The following is a 14,998-nucleotide window of genomic DNA, read 5'->3' as shown; positions in this document are numbered from 1 at the left end:
TTAAGAGCTCTATTCAATCATCCCTTTTCCTCTTAAAAATTCTTCAGCGACTTCCCTTGCGTCCATTCCGTCTATATCTACCTGCATATTCATTTTACCCATAGTCTTTTCATCTATAAGACCTTCCATCCGCTTAATAAGCGGAACTATTTCAGGGTATTCTTCAAGAGCTTCGCCCCTAATCAGATAAACGGCATCATAAGGCGGGAAAAAGTTATCTCTATCTTCAAGCAGCACTAAGTCATTTTTAAACAACAAAGCATCTGTAGAAAAAGCATCAATAACATCAACCTCACCTGAAGCAATCGCGCTGTAACGAATGGATCCGTCAAGGCCTCTGACTTCGGCAAAACTATTGTTATAAAGTTTTTCAAGGCTTGGCAGACAATCGTCGCGATGCACGAATTCCACGGTACAGCCAAGGCGCAGCTTATCCGCCACACGCATTAAATCTTTTACTGTCTTAAGGTTATATTTACGCGCGATTTCAGGAGTAACCGCCATAACATAAGTATTGTTAAATCCGATATTTTGCGAGGTTTTTATGCCAAAACGCTCATCAAGTCCTTTCTTAGACTGTTCATAAACCGCCGCCGGATCATGCGAATCCATTTTCTCATGTAAAAAATTAGGCAAAATCGTTCCCGTATAGCAGGCAAAAGCATCAAGCTCATCTGCATTCATTGCGGTAAGTTCCATAATGGCTCCGCCCAAATTGTATGAACCTTCAACTTTAATATCGGTATTGTTCTCAACCATTACCTGCAAAAGATAACCCAAAATAATCGCTTCAGTAAAATTATTAGAACCAATAACAAGTTTTTTCTGCTGACTTTCTAAATAATAATCATACGCAGAAGAACCAAGCGGTACGAAAACCAACAGCATGCACACAAAAACAACGCTAAAACGCTGCATACGGCGTTTCTTTTTATCAATATTTTTAATTTGACTTGCAGGCAGCAAACCTTCCGGGGTTACGACCTTTTCAAGCTTGCCTAAAATATAGTCAAAAAACAGTGCCAAACAAGAAGCAGGTATTGCTCCTAACAAAACCAAATTAACGTTCTGAGAATTAAGACCTAGATTAATAAACCACCCTAAACCGCCGGCTCCGGCAAAAGCCGCAATGGTCATAGTACCTACTGCTGCAACCGCTGAAATTCTTATGCCAGCCATAATATAAGAAGCGGTTAACGGCAATTCAATCTTAAACAAGCGCTGGCACGGCGACATGCCAAGACCTCTTGCCACTTCAAGCATCTTAGGATCTATACCTTTAATTCCGGTATAAGTATTTTTTAAGATCGGCAGCAAAGAATAAACAATAACCATCAAAATAGCCGGTCTTTCACCGATGCCGACAAAAGGTACGGCAAAGGCTAGTAATGCGATACTCGGAATAGACTGCAGAACATTGGCAAAACCTATTACAAAATCAGCAAGACGCTTATGCTTGGTAACGATAATGCCGAGCGGAACGCCAATCATCAATGAAATAAAAACAGCAATCGCCGTCATATTCATATGCTGAATAAATAGTTCGGAAAGCTCTCCTCTTTTATCTAAAAATAACAAAATAAAGCTTTCCATCAGTCTTTCTCCTTAATCTGCGTCTGTAATTTCTGCCCTTCCGTATTGCTTAAAACTTCAATATTCTTGATTTTAGAGGCCGCACTTAAAATCTTTTCTTTTACGGCGTTTATATCAGGAAGTCTGCTGTTTTGTTCCTGAGTTAAACTGTTTTCCGCTTTTACTTGTCCCTGACTATCTGAATTTTGCGGCATTGCAGTAGAAATAATCGCATTGTTTTGAACCTTTTCTTCCGTGCTGATTAGCTGCTTACTTAACATCGTAAGCAATAAATGTTTACTAAGATAACCTTTAAGCGTCCCTTCATCGTCAATTACGGCAATAACATTGGTTTTACGATCCAATTTGCAGCTCAATGCGTCTTCAAGCGTTGCATTTTCATTAATTGTTACTACATTGTTATTTAAATACTTATCAAAATTAGTTGATTTCCAAAATGCCCACCTTAAAGATTTTGCCGTGATCGTTCCTAATAATTTGCCATTTTGCGTAAGAAATAAAGTCTCAACCTCCATTTTCTTCATCAAAGCCCTTGCATCATGCACTGTTGCCGAACTCTCCAAAGCCGGAACCTTTTTAAGCATGATTTCGCTGACTTTAATCAAATCAGGATTACGCCACAGCTTATGCGGACCGATAAACTCCTCAATATCCTTGTTAACAGGATGTTTTAAGATTTCAGCCGGAGTTCCAACCTGGGCTATAACACCATCTTCTAAAATGCAGATGCGGCTTGCAAGCTTAATCGCCTCATCCATGTCGTGAGTGACGAAAACGATAGTCTTCTGCATCGCTTGCTGAATTCTTAAGATTTCATCCTGCAAATTGGCACGAGTCACCGGATCAAGCGCAGAAAACGGCTCATCCATAATAACAATTGAAGGATTCGGGGCAAAAGCTCTTGCCACTCCGACACGCTGTCTTTGTCCGCCTGATAACTGCGAAGGATACAAATCACGATATAAAGACGGTTCTAAATTGACAAGATCAAGCATCTTGTCAATGCGCGCATCCCTTTCATTTTTAGGATATTCGGCAAGCTCCAAACTTAAAGCGATATTTTCAGCCACCGACAAATGAGGAAATAAACCGGCTTCCTGAACGACATAACCGATTTTCCCGGGAAGCTTGCGCAATGAAAGTTTATTTATATCTTCCCCGTCAATAAGAACTTTACCGGAGCTTACTTTATTAAGCTTATTGATAAGTTTAAGCAAAGTCGTTTTACCACATCCGCTGGCACCGATTAGTACACAAAATTCCCCGTCATTAATCGTCAGATTAATCTTTTTTAAAACCAGCTTGCTATTGTATGATAGCGATACGTTTTTAAACTCAATCATTAGCGTTAGGTATTTCCGATAAAAAAGTAAAAGTACCTCTCTCAAGCAAAAAAATTGCAGATTAAGCGGCAAAACTTAAATTAACTAATTACATCTCAAGCCGGAAATTTGCTTTTCCGGAATAAAGAGAAAAGAAACAATCAAAAATTTGCAAACAAAAATAAAGCCTTTGCAAACTTAATTAAAAAGACAAGATTTTCAAAAAAAATTGAAAAAGAAAGATCCTTTAATTTAATGTTATTGATTTGCATGCACTAAGATCAAGCGATCAGATGACTTTTTACCGTTTCTTTGTTCCATATTGTGATCCGCGTTAGGATTAGAACTTGCAGTTATCGTTCTTTACTACAGAATTTTTATTTATTTTTCTCTTTTCACAAAAATGTACAAAAAAGTTTAGACTAGTCAAAAAAAACCATTAAGGAATTTACTCATGCTCTCTTTTGAAAGTGACTATATAAAAGGCGCTCACCCTCAAATTTTATCCGCGCTTTATAAATTAAATGAAGATCCTTTTGCAGGCTACGGTGAAGATAAATTTTCCAAAACAGCCAAACAAAAAATTGCCGCAGCATGCGCTACGGATGCAAAAGATATTTTCTTTTTAGTCGGCGGCACTCAAACAAACGCTGTCGTTATAGCAACCATGCTTAAAGACTACGAGGGAGTGATTGCCGCTCAAACCGGACATATTAATGTTCATGAAGCAGGAGCCATTGAGCACACCGGACATAAAGTCCTGCCTCTTCCTGCACATTTGGGAAAAATAAACGCACAAGATCTAAGCGCTTATTTAAAAACTTTCTATGCTGATGAAAACTATCCGCATATGGTTTTTCCCGGTATGGTTTATATTTCCCAACCCACCGAATACGGCACTTTATATTCAAAAGCCGAACTTAACGCTATTTACGCAATCTGTAAAGAATACAAAATTCCTCTTTATATTGACGGAGCACGCTTAGGATATGCCCTTGCAAGTACGGAAAATGACGTCTCCTTACCGGAACTTGCCCGTTTATGCGATGCCTTTTATATCGGCGGCACCAAGGTAGGAGCATTATGCGGTGAAGCTTTGGTTTTTACCCGCAATAATGCCCCTAGTCATTTTATAACCAGAGTCAAACAGCATGGGGCGCTGCTTGCCAAAGGCAGTCTTATCGGCATCCAGTTTGATACGTTGTTTACTGATAATCTGTACTTTAAGATAAGCAAAAACGCCATTGACTCGGCTCATCAATTAATTGAAATTCTGGAGAAAAAAGGATTTAAGTTTTTCTTAAAGTCCCCTACCAATCAACAGTTTGTCATTGTAAGCAATGACAAGCTTCAAAAGCTCAGGGAGCATGTAGCAACCGGATTCTGGGAAAAATACGATGAAAACAGCAGTGTCATCCGTTTTGCCACCAGCTGGGCAACCACACAAGACGAGCTGATAAAACTAAAAGAAATTTTGTAAGTTAATTTTTATTTCAAGCAAAGATTTTTTTGCTTTTAAAATGCAAAAACCCCGGCAGTATGTCGGGGCTTTATTCTAATAAAACATCAGAGCTTTAAAACTAAAGCAAAATTTTATCAATGACGCTCATCACTGTCAGGATCGAACTCATGATCGGCATTAATGAGTTTAGGCTTGTTCTCATTCCAGTACGGTGATAAATCACGCAGACGCTGAATAATACCGGGCAATACGCGCAGCACTTCATCAATCTCAGCTTCGGTCGTAAAACGCGACAATGAGAAACGGATGGTACCGTGAGCGGCTGAGAACGGAATACCCATAGCCTGCATAACATGCGAAGGCTCAAGTGATTCTGAAGAGCAGGCAGATCCGGATGAAGCGGCGATTCCGTACTCATTTAGCATAAGCAGGATTGCCTCACCTTCAACAAACTTAAATGCGACATTTAAGGTGTTAGGCGTACGATGAGTCTTGTCACCGGTTACGATAACTTCAGGAATGGTGTTGACAATGCCCTGCTCAAGCTTGTCACGTAAAGCTCTTACGCGAGTATTCAAATCATCAAGATGAGATTTTGCAAGCTCACAGGCCATTCCTAAACCGACGATATAAGGTACGTTCTCGGTACCGGCGCGACGTCCGCGTTCCTGATGACCGCCGTGCATAAAAGGAATGAAGCGGGTGCCTCTTCTTACGTACAAAGCACCGATGCCTTTAGGCGCATGAAGCTTATGTCCCGAGAAGGAAAGCATATTAATCTTGGTATCTTTAAGATTAATAGGGATCTTGCCTACCGCCTGAACCGCGTCGGTATGAAATACGACATTATGGGCAGCTGCGATCTCTGCCATCTGCGGTACGGGATAAATATTACCGGTCTCGTTATTAGCCCACATAATAGAAGCCAATGCGGTCTTCGGGCTTAACAGTTTTTCAAATTCTGCAGGATCGATATCGCCTAAGCTATTGGCGCCTAAATACTTAACCTCGACACCGCGGCCTGACAAAAATGAACAGGTATCCAAAATAGCCGGATGTTCAAGCTTGGTAGTAACAATTTCGTTTTTGTCTTTTTGCGTGAACAATGAAGTCCAAACTGCGGTATTGTCAGATTCGGTAGCGCATGAAGTGAAAATAATTTCATCAGGATGAGCGGCTCCGAGCAAATCCGCAACCTGCTCGCGGGCATGATTTATCGCTCTGTCAACTGCCAAACCGAAGCCGTGCTGAGAAGAAGGATTACCGTAATAAGTATTAAAATACGGCATCATTGCTTCAACCACTTTAGGATCGATTCTCGTAGTGGCGTTATTATCAAGGTAAATGCCCTTGCCTACGCCTAATTCATCATCTCTCATCTAACTATTCCTTAATTAACGAACCACGGCTTTTACTTCATGTCCGACAGCTTCTGTAAGTTTCTTTGCAATAAAGGACAATGTCATATCCTGCATAAGACCGACAGCCACGGCACCTGACAGTTTTACGGTAACGGTATCACCTGAAATTGCAACGAGCTCGGCATCGGATCCGTCTTTTTTAAGGCCTTCGGCAACTTCCTTGATTACGCTTACGGCCTTGTCATAAATCGGAGATTTTAAAGTAGCTTCATCTAAAGCCGCACCGCTTGCAGAGACTGCAGGCTCGGTTGAAACGTTGATCTTAATACCCTGAATCGGGGTCGGGGTAAAGCCGGGACGAGGTACGCCGCACTTTTCAAGATCTACCCAAACTTCGTCAATGATCTCTTCAATGCGCATATGGCATGACTGACAGCCGCCGCCTGCTTTAGTGTAATTGGTAACTTCCTCAACGGTAGTCAAATGGTTTTCCCAGACGGCCTTTTTAATCTTATTGATGCCGACGCCGAAGCAATGACATACGATTTCACCGTCATCATGAGCCTGTTCGTAGCTCTTGCCGTGATAGTTGGCAATGGCCGCATCCAAGGCTTCGCGTCCCATTACCGAACAATGCATCTTTTCAGGAGGCAATCCGCCTAAATAATCAACGATGGTCTGATTAGTGATTTTTTCAGCCTCTTCCAAGGTCTTGCCGATAAGCATTTCGGTTAATGCAGAAGATGAAGCGATAGCGCTGCCGCAACCGTAAGTCTGGAAAGCGGCATCTTCAATCACATTGGTGGTCGGGTTGATTTTCAACATCAAACGCAAAGCATCACCGCAAATAATCGAACCGACATCGCCGATAGCATTGGCATCTTCAATAACACGTGCGTTGCGTGGGTGCAAAAAATGATCTTTAACCTTGTCTGAATAATCCCACATATCAAATATCCTCGTTGTCCTTAGCGGATTTTCTAAATTCTTTTAAATTCCTTTTAACTGCAAAACCTGACTTTACAAATTAAGTCATCTATTTACAAAAAGAGCGATTTTACAGCAAAAAGCTTTCAAGCTAAAAAACAGCTTCAAATTATCCGGCAATATTGTACCTAAAAAACACCTGACGGTTGCCTTTATACATTAAATTATCAAGCGATTTTTTATCAGTTTTCTGCCTTTAAATCATCTAAAGTAAAAGGCGATCGCGGCGCAATCTCTTTATTAAGTACTATTGATGTTTTGGTCATACCGTATTTGGCATTTAACCTTTCAACAAAGTGATTAAGTGCCTTAACCCCGGTAAATCCTGCAGTAAGCATATAGGAAAAATCTCCCGTAACCTTAAGGCAGGAGCTTACGCAAGGTAATGCTTTCATCTCATCGACAAAACGCTCAAAATCAGCAGGCAGAACCTTAACCGATATTACCGCCTCAAGCGATAGAGCAAATTTATCAAAACTTATAACAGCGCGGTACCCTTCGATAATTTTGGCGTCTTCAAGCCGTTTAAGGCGCGCCGATACGGCAGGGGCCGACAAATTTACCCTACATCCTAAATCCCGAAGCGATAAGCGCGCCTCGTCACGAAGCAGCGCAATGATTAATAAATCAGCTTCATCAAGTTTTAATGACATATCTATAGATTCTTAATTGCGGTAACTTTAAAGCCCAAAGCCTCAATAACGCTTTTTAGCATTTCATCGTTAATCAGAGATCCTACGTTCAATACGGCTTTGTTATCCTCGAGGGAAACCAAAACATCACTGACGCCCGGCAATGCGGCTAAAGCCTTATTTACCGATGCGGTACAATGATTGCAGTGCATGCCGTCAATTAAAATTTCTTTTTTCATGATGTTCTCCTTAGTGTTTAAATCCACAACATTTTTTGCATAACGCTCAACCTTGGTTGTCGTCAAGCGCAGAGCATTGGTCACCACGCATAAAGAGCTCATGCTCATCAAAAGCGCGGCAAGCATCGGGGTTAAGCGTAAATTGAAACTTGAGTAAAAAACGCCGGCTGCCATCGGAATGCAGATAACATTATAAATAAAAGCCCAAAAGAGATTTTCTTTTATGTTTCTAATGGTTTTACCTGACATTACCTTTGCCGTGATCACGTCATAAAGGCTGTCTTTCATCAACACCGCGTCACAAGAGCTTAACGCGATATCGCTTGCTCCCGATACGCCGATTCCGACATCGGCAACAGTAAGGGATAAAGCGTCGTTAATACCGTCACCGACCATCGCAACGACATGTCCTTTATCCTGATAATCTTTAATAATATCGGCTTTGTCTTTAGGTAAAAGCCCTGCCCGGTATTCATCAAGCTCAAGTTTTTTCGCAACGGCAGCTGCCGATCCGTTGCTGTCGCCCGTCAGCATCACGGTTTTTATATTTTCTTCTTTTAATTTTTTTACCGTCGCAAAAGCTTCTTCCTTAATGTCATCCCCAATTGCAAAAAGACAAAGCAATGACTTTTCCTTAATGAGGCATAAAACGGTAAATCCGTCTTTTTCATAAGCGGCAATAGCGTTGTTGTCTTCATCGCTTACTTCTATATTTAAATACGAAAGATAACGCGTTCCGCCTAAATAATAATGATCATCACCGATTAAGCCTTCAACTCCCAGACCGTCATTTAATTTATAGGCTGTAACGGGAAAACTTATAAGCCCAAGCACATCAGCTTTTGCCACTATTGCTTTGGCAAGCGGATGATCGCTTTTTTCCTCAAGACTTTTTGCCATCATCAAATTAATGCTTTCAAGCGCTTTATCCTGAGATTTGATAAAACGCACCGCCATTTTGCCGTAAGTCAAAGTTCCGGTTTTATCAAAAATTACCGTATCGGCCTTATGCAGAATTTCAATGGCGTCAGGAGATTTAAACAAAACTCCGTAACTTGCCGCCTTGCCGGTTCCCGCCATGATGGCAGTAGGAGTGGCTAGACCTAAAGCGCAAGGACATGAAACCACCAATACGCTTACGGCAAAGGTTAAGGCTAGAGCAAAAGATGCTCCTAATAACAACCAGGCAACAAAAGTAATTAAAGCCGCGATAATCACAAAAGGGACGAAATAAGCTGCGACTTTATCGGCAATTCTAGCTATAGGTGCCTTTTTGGTAGTTGCCTCATCAATTAAAGCGATAATTTTAGAAAACGTGGTATCAGCACCGACCGCAGTTGCCTCAAGCTCAATATATCCCTGACTTAAAATCGATGCGGTGAAGACATTGCTTCCTTTTTCTTTTTTGACAAGACGGCTTTCTCCGCTTAACGCACTTTCATCAAAAAAGGCATTACCCGATATTACTTTGCCGTCACAAGGCGCGCTTTCACCAGCTTTTAAAATAACGATATCTCCTGCATTAAGACTGTCGGCATTGATAACGATCTCTTTGTCACCGCGTTTTACGCGTGCGGTTTTAGGAGAAAGATCCATGAGCTTTACAACAGCATCGGTAGTTTTCAATTTTGCCTTTTGCTCAAAATATTTACCGACATAAACCAAGATCAAAATCGTCGCGACCGACTCAAAATAAAGCGGCACTTCATGATGTAAAACCGTATAGCTGTCGCCTTGTTTAAGGTTTAATAAAGAAAAAAGAGAAAATAAAAAAGAAGCTCCGGCACCTACTGCCACCAATGAATCCATATTGGGAGAAAAATGCAGTAAAGCTTTAAAACCGTTTTTAAAGTAATCGCGCTGAATAAACATGATAAATAGCGTCAGCGCAAGCTGGCATAAAGCGTTTATTAGCGCATCTTTTATCAGGACTAGCCCGAACATCGGCCCCATCGAAACGGACATTAGGACAAGAGTTAAAAAGATACTTAAAATAAGCTTTCTTTTCTGTGCCTTAACTGCTTTATCATCAGCTTTTGCGGCAAATGACTTGCCAGTTGAGTCAAGAGCCGTATAGCCTGCGTTTTTCACGGCAAGCTTTATAATTTCATCACTTACTTTGCTTTCATCAAAAATAACCGTAAGACGATTTTTTAAAAGCGCAACGTTACAATCATTAACCCCGTCTACTTCCCTAACCGCCTTATCAATGCGCGCGGCGCAGGCCGCGCAGGACATACCGACAATATCAAAACTTTGTTTCTGCATTTTTCTGCCTTTTTAAGCGTAATCTTTTTATTATTATTGTTATTCGTATATCGGTAGTGCTGTTCTTAGCTTATTGTAGCACCGCGTTTTACTTTTACCCAAGTAAGTGCGCGCATAGCATTTAACACAGCTAACACGCATAAGCCGACATCACCGAAAATCGCCACCCAAATTCCGGCAATGCCCATAGCGCCCAAAACCAAGATCAAAAGCTTACAGGCAATAACAAAAACAATATTCTGCATCGCAAGCCTGTAAGTACGGCGTGAAAGAGCTATCGCCTGCGGAATCTTCCTTAAATCATCATTCATCACGACCACATCGGAAGCTTCAACGGCAGAAGCCGAACCGAACTGACCCATGGCAATACCGATATCAGAAGCGGCAAGTACCGGAGCATCATTGATGCCGTCACCGACAAAACCGACTACGGCCCCATCCTTTTCTTTAAGCTCCTTTACGGCCTTAAGCTTATCCTGAGGCAGCATCTTGGCGTAGTATTTTGCAATACCAAGACGCTTGGCTATATTTTTAGCAACCGTTTCTTTATCACCGGTTATCATGCAGGAAGTTATACCTAAATTTTCAAGTTCGCCAAAGAAAGCAGCTGCTCCGGCTTTTGGCTCATCATTTAAAACGAGTCCGCCGATAAACTTGCCGTCAACTGCCGCAAGCACTTCAGTCCCTATTACCGTGCTTTGATGAAGATCGGTTCTTGCCGTAATTTTTTCAATAAATTCCCGGCTTCCGACCGCTACTTTTTTACCGTCGATAATTCCTTCAATTCCGAACCCTGACACTTCATGGACGGATTCTGCTTTTTTAAGCTCTATATTATTTGCCTTGCAGTAATTAACTATAGCTGTACCGATTGGATGAGTCGTTACGCTTTCAAGAGCATACACGCAGGATAAAAGCTCTGCTTTTGATGAGCCATCATCTACTATAAAATCCACAGGCTTAAACTTGCCTTGAGTGATGGTTCCGGTTTTATCCAAAGCCAAAACGGTTAATTTAGATAAAGTCTCAATATGAATACTGCCCTTTACCATCACGCCGATTTTGGATATCGCGCCAAGACCGCCGAAAAATGACAACGGCACTGACAAAACCAAAGCACAGGGACAGGACACAACCAAAAATACCAAAGCTCTTTCTATCCAATCGGAAAAGCTTTCCCCTTCGATAAAGAAAGGAACCAAGGCTAAAAGAACAGCACAAGTTACGACTATAGGGGTGTAATAAACGGCAAAACGGGAAATCAAAGCCTCAGGTTTGGACTTATTGGCCGCTGCATCTTCAATAAGTTCAATTAATCTTGTTATAGAAGAATTTGAGTTATCCTTGGTCACGACAAGCTCAATAACGCTTCCCATATTGATGCCGCCTGAGGGGATCTCTTCTCCTTCTTTATATGAATAAGGTTCGCTTTCACCCGTTAAAGCACTTAAATCAACTGCAGCAGAGCCCTGTTTTAAAACACCGTCAAGAGCAATTGCCTCACCTGCAAGAACTCTTATGGTTTGACCGATTTTAACTTTACGCGGTTTTACCTTTAGTTCATTGCCGTTTTCATCAATTACTCTTACTATTTGCGGCTTTAAAGCAATAAGGGAGGTAATTTCTTTATGAGAACGGCCTGATGCGTACTCTTCAAAAAGCTCGCCTATCTCATAAAAAATCAACACCGCCAAAGCTTCAGGATAATCACCAAGGGCAATAGCACCGAAGGTGGCTATAGACATTAAAAACTGCTCGGTCATACGAAAGCGCTTAAACAAAGTTTTAAATGCGCTTATAACAGTCTCATACGCTACAGCGACATAGGCACAGGCAAATAAAAAAAGCTTTATATAGTCATTTATATCAAGCTTTAATAAAAGCATAATCATAACTATCAAAGCAAAAGCAAGCCTTAACTTGGTTTTAAAATCGATACTCTGCAGCATAACTATCCCTATGCTTTGTGGTTAATCACGAAGAGTTACAGAAATTCCGTCCTCAAAGTCGTCACTTACCTTTTGAACTTTTTCAATTAACTCATCTTCATCAAGATCGTCGTTGGCCTCAATGACAAGAGACTGCAATGGAAAATTGATATTAGCGTTTTTAATACCGTCAAGCGCGGCAATCTTCTTTTCTAAAGACAAAGCGCAGTGCGGACAATCTAGACCTTTTATATCGCAGCGTAATTTCATATTCTGATCCTTTAAAACAAAAGTTGAGCAATCATTCAACTATTAGCATTATATAACAGTTGAATAATTGTTCAACTGTTATTAATAATATTTTAATTATTTTTTTGCGCTCCCGTAAATTTTCACTGTAGGCTCTTGCGTATAATCATGCTTACGTATTTTCGAGGAAATATTCCATGACTTACCACATTCTTAAATATACCGATTCTTCTCTTCCTGACTTTTTGATTAGCGAAGTAAAAAAACGCGGAGAATTTGCCGAAAAAAAGGCTTTAAACGCTGATGAACTCAAGCAGGCTTATGAAGAAACCGATATTCTTCTTGTATCTGGCGGCACCATAATTACTAAAGATACTTACGATAAGTTCAAAAATGTCAAAATGATCGCCGATTTTGGTGTCGGATATGACGGAATTGATGTAAATGAAGCTATAAAACGCAATATTTTCATAAGTCATACTCCGAATGTACTCAACGACGACGTTGCCAACACCGCCGTAGCACTGCTCATGAATACGACAAGGCAAATGATCGAGGCACAGAAGTTTATCGAACGCAAAGATTGGGAAAACGGAGCCATAATGCCTTTAGGTGTTTCCTTTACCGGACTTAAGGTCGGCATCGCAGGCCTTGGCCGCATCGGTAAAGAAATTGCTGCAAGACTTGAAGCTTTTAAATGCGATATCGCCTATTTTGCTCACGGCAAAAAAGATGTTTCCTATAAATTCTTTGCGTCATTAAGCGATATGGCTTCATGGTGCGACGCATTAATTATCGCTATGCCGTCCACCAAAGAAACCTTCCACTGCGTCAACGAAGAAATACTTCAAAAATTAGGACCTAACGGCTTTTTGGTAAACATTGCCCGCGGAGCATTAGTTGATACCGACGCTTTAATCAAAGCTCTTGATAATAAAATAATCGCAGGAGCAGGTCTTGATGTTTTCGAGCAGGAACCGAAGGTTCCGCAGGAGCTGTTTAACCGTCCTAACGTCGTATTGACACCGCATATAGGCAGTGCCACCACCTATACACGTATGGAAATGGCAAAGCTTGTTCTTGCCAATATTGACGCTTTTATTGCAGGTAAAAACCTTATAACTAAAGTCCCCGGCACCAGAGACGCCTGATGAATAACATCGAATTTGCCAAACTTAGCGATAAGCGCCTAAGTCATGAAGCCCGTTCTCTATATCTTTTTTACTTAAGACCGATGGCAGAACGCGGCTTATGTCTTATCGATCTTCCGGCATTAAGCCTTGCAATGGAAACAATAAGCTCAGTATGTCCTTTCATTCCGACTGAAAATCTCATTACAGATCTTTTAAACGAGCTTAACTTATTGGGTTTTATCGAAAAAAAAACGCAATCAGATACCTGGCAAGGCTACAGCGTCGTGTTGCCTTACTTTAATGCCGATACCACTTTACTGCCGCAAAAGCCTTTTGCCATGAGTGCATCATGGAGACCTAGTTCAAACTTCACGCAAACCTGTCTTATGGCAGGACTTCACAGCGCCGATTTTACCGAAAGCGAGCTTAACTCTTTTATAAGCTATTGGTCGGGGCGCCATGAGCTTAGAAATCAGCACGCATGGGAACGGGCTTTTGCTTTAAGACTTTTAAAGCACCGCAGCGCCTACACCGCATCCGGTAAAAATACCCCGACAGCAGCTGCAACTGCCGCAAAAGCGGTAAACACATCTGCAGCAGTTGCCCAAAAAGCATCAGCCAAGGCAGAAAAAATATAAAAAAACCCTCGGGTCATACGATCCGAGGGTAACAATCAAACAAACATAAGGAGTACGCGTACTATATCATATTTTTATAAAAAAATGAGATATTCCTCAAAATTTTTTAATTAATATTGATCGCGTAAAACTTCGAAGTGTGCCTGAGGATGATTGCAAGCAGGGCATGCCTTAGGTGCTTCGGTTCCTTCATAAATGAATCCGCAGTTGCGGCAACGCCAAATAACCTTATCGCCACGCTTGAACATAGTGCCGTCAGTTAAATGCTGCCACAAAGAACGGTACTGTTTTTCATGCTGCTTTTCAGCAATAGCGATATTTTCCATTACAGCGGCGATTTCAGGGAAACCTTCTTCACGAGCTGTTGCGGCAAAGCTAGGATACATATCGGTCCACTCTTCATTTTCACCCTTGGCTGAAGCCTCAAGATTTGCAGCGGTATCACCGATAATTCCTGCAGGGAAAGTAGCGGTAATTTCTGCAGTGCCGCCTTCAAGGAACTTAAATAAGCGCTTTGCGTGCTCTTTTTCCTGATTAGCAGTCTCAGTGAAGATTTCGCTGATAAGAACATAACCTTCATTCTTTGCTACGGAAGCAAAGTAGGTATAGCGATTACGAGCCTGAGACTCACCGGCAAAAGCGGTCAGAATATTCTTCTCGGTCTGAGTACCTTTTAAGCTGGGCATGTTTTACTCCTTTATATACATGTGTATTTTTGATGTTCTGAGAATTTAGTCGAACTAATGCATTTTAGTAGAAAATTCACATCAAAACAGTGCCTATGATCATGAATGCAATGCATCAAATTGTCAAAGAAACTTTTTATCAACTAACTCTACAAAAAGATATTTACACACTTTTTTTAAATAAACTACGGAGTAGGGCAGAAAAATTCAAACAAATAAAGAGTCAGTTAAAAAAGAATTTGTATTAATCAAACAGGCAAAGGCATCAGCATTTTAGAGCATTAAAACTTAAAAAACAGCAAATTTAGACGCATGAATTTTAAGCTGACGAATAAACAGGCACATTCATAATTTTAAACGTAAATTAAGGGAAACTTATTAAAAATATTGCTTGTTATTTACACAGAAAGAAAAGGATATTACTAAAAAATATAAGTTTTATTACTAGCCATAAGACAAACACCAATAACAGCAAACTAATATTAATTACATATGTAAAT

General features: G+C 40.8%; 12 protein-coding genes. 3 read left to right on the top strand and 9 right to left on the bottom strand.

Going from position 1 to position 14,998, the window contains the following annotated elements:
- Positions 1-9 precede the first annotated feature (9 nt).
- Together QZ019_RS06285 and QZ019_RS06280 are read right to left on the bottom strand one after the other, a co-directional pair.
- Positions 10-1,593 (bottom strand): glycine betaine ABC transporter substrate-binding protein, encoded by a 1,584-nt coding sequence (locus QZ019_RS06285; protein WP_295483315.1) that lies wholly within the window; start codon positions 1,591-1,593, stop codon positions 10-12.
- Positions 1,593-2,936, bottom strand: a complete 1,344-nt coding sequence (locus tag QZ019_RS06280; RefSeq protein WP_295483312.1) for an ABC transporter ATP-binding protein — start codon at positions 2,934-2,936, stop codon at positions 1,593-1,595. Before QZ019_RS06280 ends, QZ019_RS06285 begins: the two co-directional genes overlap by 1 nt.
- Before the next feature lie 433 nt (positions 2,937-3,369).
- Between QZ019_RS06280 and QZ019_RS06275 the strand changes: the two genes are divergently transcribed.
- The gene (locus QZ019_RS06275; protein WP_295483310.1) at positions 3,370-4,395 is read left to right on the top strand and encodes an aminotransferase class I/II-fold pyridoxal phosphate-dependent enzyme; all 1,026 of its coding nucleotides are present in this window, start codon (positions 3,370-3,372) and stop codon (positions 4,393-4,395) included.
- 116 nt (positions 4,396-4,511) lie between these two features.
- On the opposite strand, the gene nifS is transcribed toward QZ019_RS06275, so the two are convergent.
- The 6 genes from nifS to QZ019_RS06245 form a co-directional block, all read right to left on the bottom strand.
- A complete protein-coding gene (gene nifS / locus QZ019_RS06270) occupies positions 4,512-5,756 on the bottom strand; it encodes a cysteine desulfurase NifS (protein WP_294567775.1) in 1,245 nt (414 codons plus the stop codon).
- A gap of 15 nt (positions 5,757-5,771) precedes the next feature.
- A complete protein-coding gene (nifU, locus tag QZ019_RS06265) occupies positions 5,772-6,686 on the bottom strand; it encodes a Fe-S cluster assembly protein NifU (RefSeq protein ID WP_294567777.1) in 915 nt (304 codons plus the stop codon).
- Between the two features lie 221 nt (positions 6,687-6,907).
- Positions 6,908-7,378, bottom strand: coding sequence for an Lrp/AsnC family transcriptional regulator (locus QZ019_RS06260; protein WP_294567778.1), 471 nt, complete (start codon positions 7,376-7,378; stop codon positions 6,908-6,910).
- 2 nt (positions 7,379-7,380) lie between these two features.
- Positions 7,381-9,864: a heavy metal translocating P-type ATPase gene (locus QZ019_RS06255; RefSeq protein ID WP_295483307.1), complete on the bottom strand. Its 2,484-nt coding sequence runs from the start codon at positions 9,862-9,864 to the stop codon at positions 7,381-7,383.
- 65 nt (positions 9,865-9,929) lie between these two features.
- Entirely contained in the window at positions 9,930-11,813 is a 1,884-nt protein-coding gene (locus QZ019_RS06250) for a heavy metal translocating P-type ATPase (protein ID WP_295483304.1), read from the bottom strand.
- Between the two features lie 21 nt (positions 11,814-11,834).
- Complete coding sequence (locus tag QZ019_RS06245; RefSeq protein WP_294567783.1) at positions 11,835-12,062, bottom strand: heavy metal-associated domain-containing protein; 228 nt, start codon at positions 12,060-12,062, stop codon at positions 11,835-11,837.
- A 176-nt stretch (positions 12,063-12,238) separates the two neighbouring features.
- Between QZ019_RS06245 and QZ019_RS06240 the strand changes: the two genes are divergently transcribed.
- Both QZ019_RS06240 and QZ019_RS06235 read left to right on the top strand, forming a co-directional pair.
- Complete coding sequence (locus tag QZ019_RS06240; protein ID WP_295483301.1) at positions 12,239-13,192, top strand: 2-hydroxyacid dehydrogenase; 954 nt, start codon at positions 12,239-12,241, stop codon at positions 13,190-13,192.
- A complete protein-coding gene (locus QZ019_RS06235; protein WP_295483300.1) occupies positions 13,192-13,812 on the top strand; it encodes a DnaT-like ssDNA-binding domain-containing protein in 621 nt (206 codons plus the stop codon). The genes QZ019_RS06240 and QZ019_RS06235 overlap by 1 nt, the downstream gene beginning before the upstream one ends.
- 110 nt (positions 13,813-13,922) lie before the next feature.
- Here the strand turns inward: QZ019_RS06235 and rbr are convergent, their stop codons facing one another.
- Positions 13,923-14,498 carry a rubrerythrin gene (gene rbr, locus QZ019_RS06230; RefSeq protein ID WP_294567787.1) on the bottom strand — a complete coding sequence of 192 codons (576 nt, stop codon included), beginning with the start codon at positions 14,496-14,498 and terminating at the stop codon, positions 13,923-13,925.
- Positions 14,499-14,998: the final 500 nt, after the last annotated feature.

Source organism: uncultured Succinatimonas sp. (genome assembly GCF_905203285.1).
Lineage (GTDB): Bacteria > Pseudomonadota > Gammaproteobacteria > Enterobacterales > Succinivibrionaceae > Succinatimonas.
Note: the sequence above shows the minus strand (reverse complement) of the source record. Positions and strands in the feature narration are given on the sequence as shown.

Coding starts and splice junctions, on each gene's coding strand:
- QZ019_RS06285 (WP_295483315.1), bottom strand. CDS start 1,593: ATGGAAAGCTTTATTTTGTTATTTTTAGATAAAAGAGGAGAGCTTTCC.
- QZ019_RS06280 (WP_295483312.1), bottom strand. CDS start 2,936: ATGATTGAGTTTAAAAACGTATCGCTATCATACAATAGCAAGCTGGTT.
- QZ019_RS06275 (WP_295483310.1), top strand. CDS start 3,370: ATGCTCTCTTTTGAAAGTGACTATATAAAAGGCGCTCACCCTCAAATT.
- nifS (WP_294567775.1), bottom strand. CDS start 5,756: ATGAGAGATGATGAATTAGGCGTAGGCAAGGGCATTTACCTTGATAAT.
- nifU (WP_294567777.1), bottom strand. CDS start 6,686: ATGTGGGATTATTCAGACAAGGTTAAAGATCATTTTTTGCACCCACGC.
- QZ019_RS06260 (WP_294567778.1), bottom strand. CDS start 7,378: ATGTCATTAAAACTTGATGAAGCTGATTTATTAATCATTGCGCTGCTT.
- QZ019_RS06255 (WP_295483307.1), bottom strand. CDS start 9,864: ATGCAGAAACAAAGTTTTGATATTGTCGGTATGTCCTGCGCGGCCTGC.
- QZ019_RS06250 (WP_295483304.1), bottom strand. CDS start 11,813: ATGCTGCAGAGTATCGATTTTAAAACCAAGTTAAGGCTTGCTTTTGCT.
- QZ019_RS06245 (WP_294567783.1), bottom strand. CDS start 12,062: ATGAAATTACGCTGCGATATAAAAGGTCTAGATTGTCCGCACTGCGCT.
- QZ019_RS06240 (WP_295483301.1), top strand. CDS start 12,239: ATGACTTACCACATTCTTAAATATACCGATTCTTCTCTTCCTGACTTT.
- QZ019_RS06235 (WP_295483300.1), top strand. CDS start 13,192: ATGAATAACATCGAATTTGCCAAACTTAGCGATAAGCGCCTAAGTCAT.
- rbr (WP_294567787.1), bottom strand. CDS start 14,498: ATGCCCAGCTTAAAAGGTACTCAGACCGAGAAGAATATTCTGACCGCT.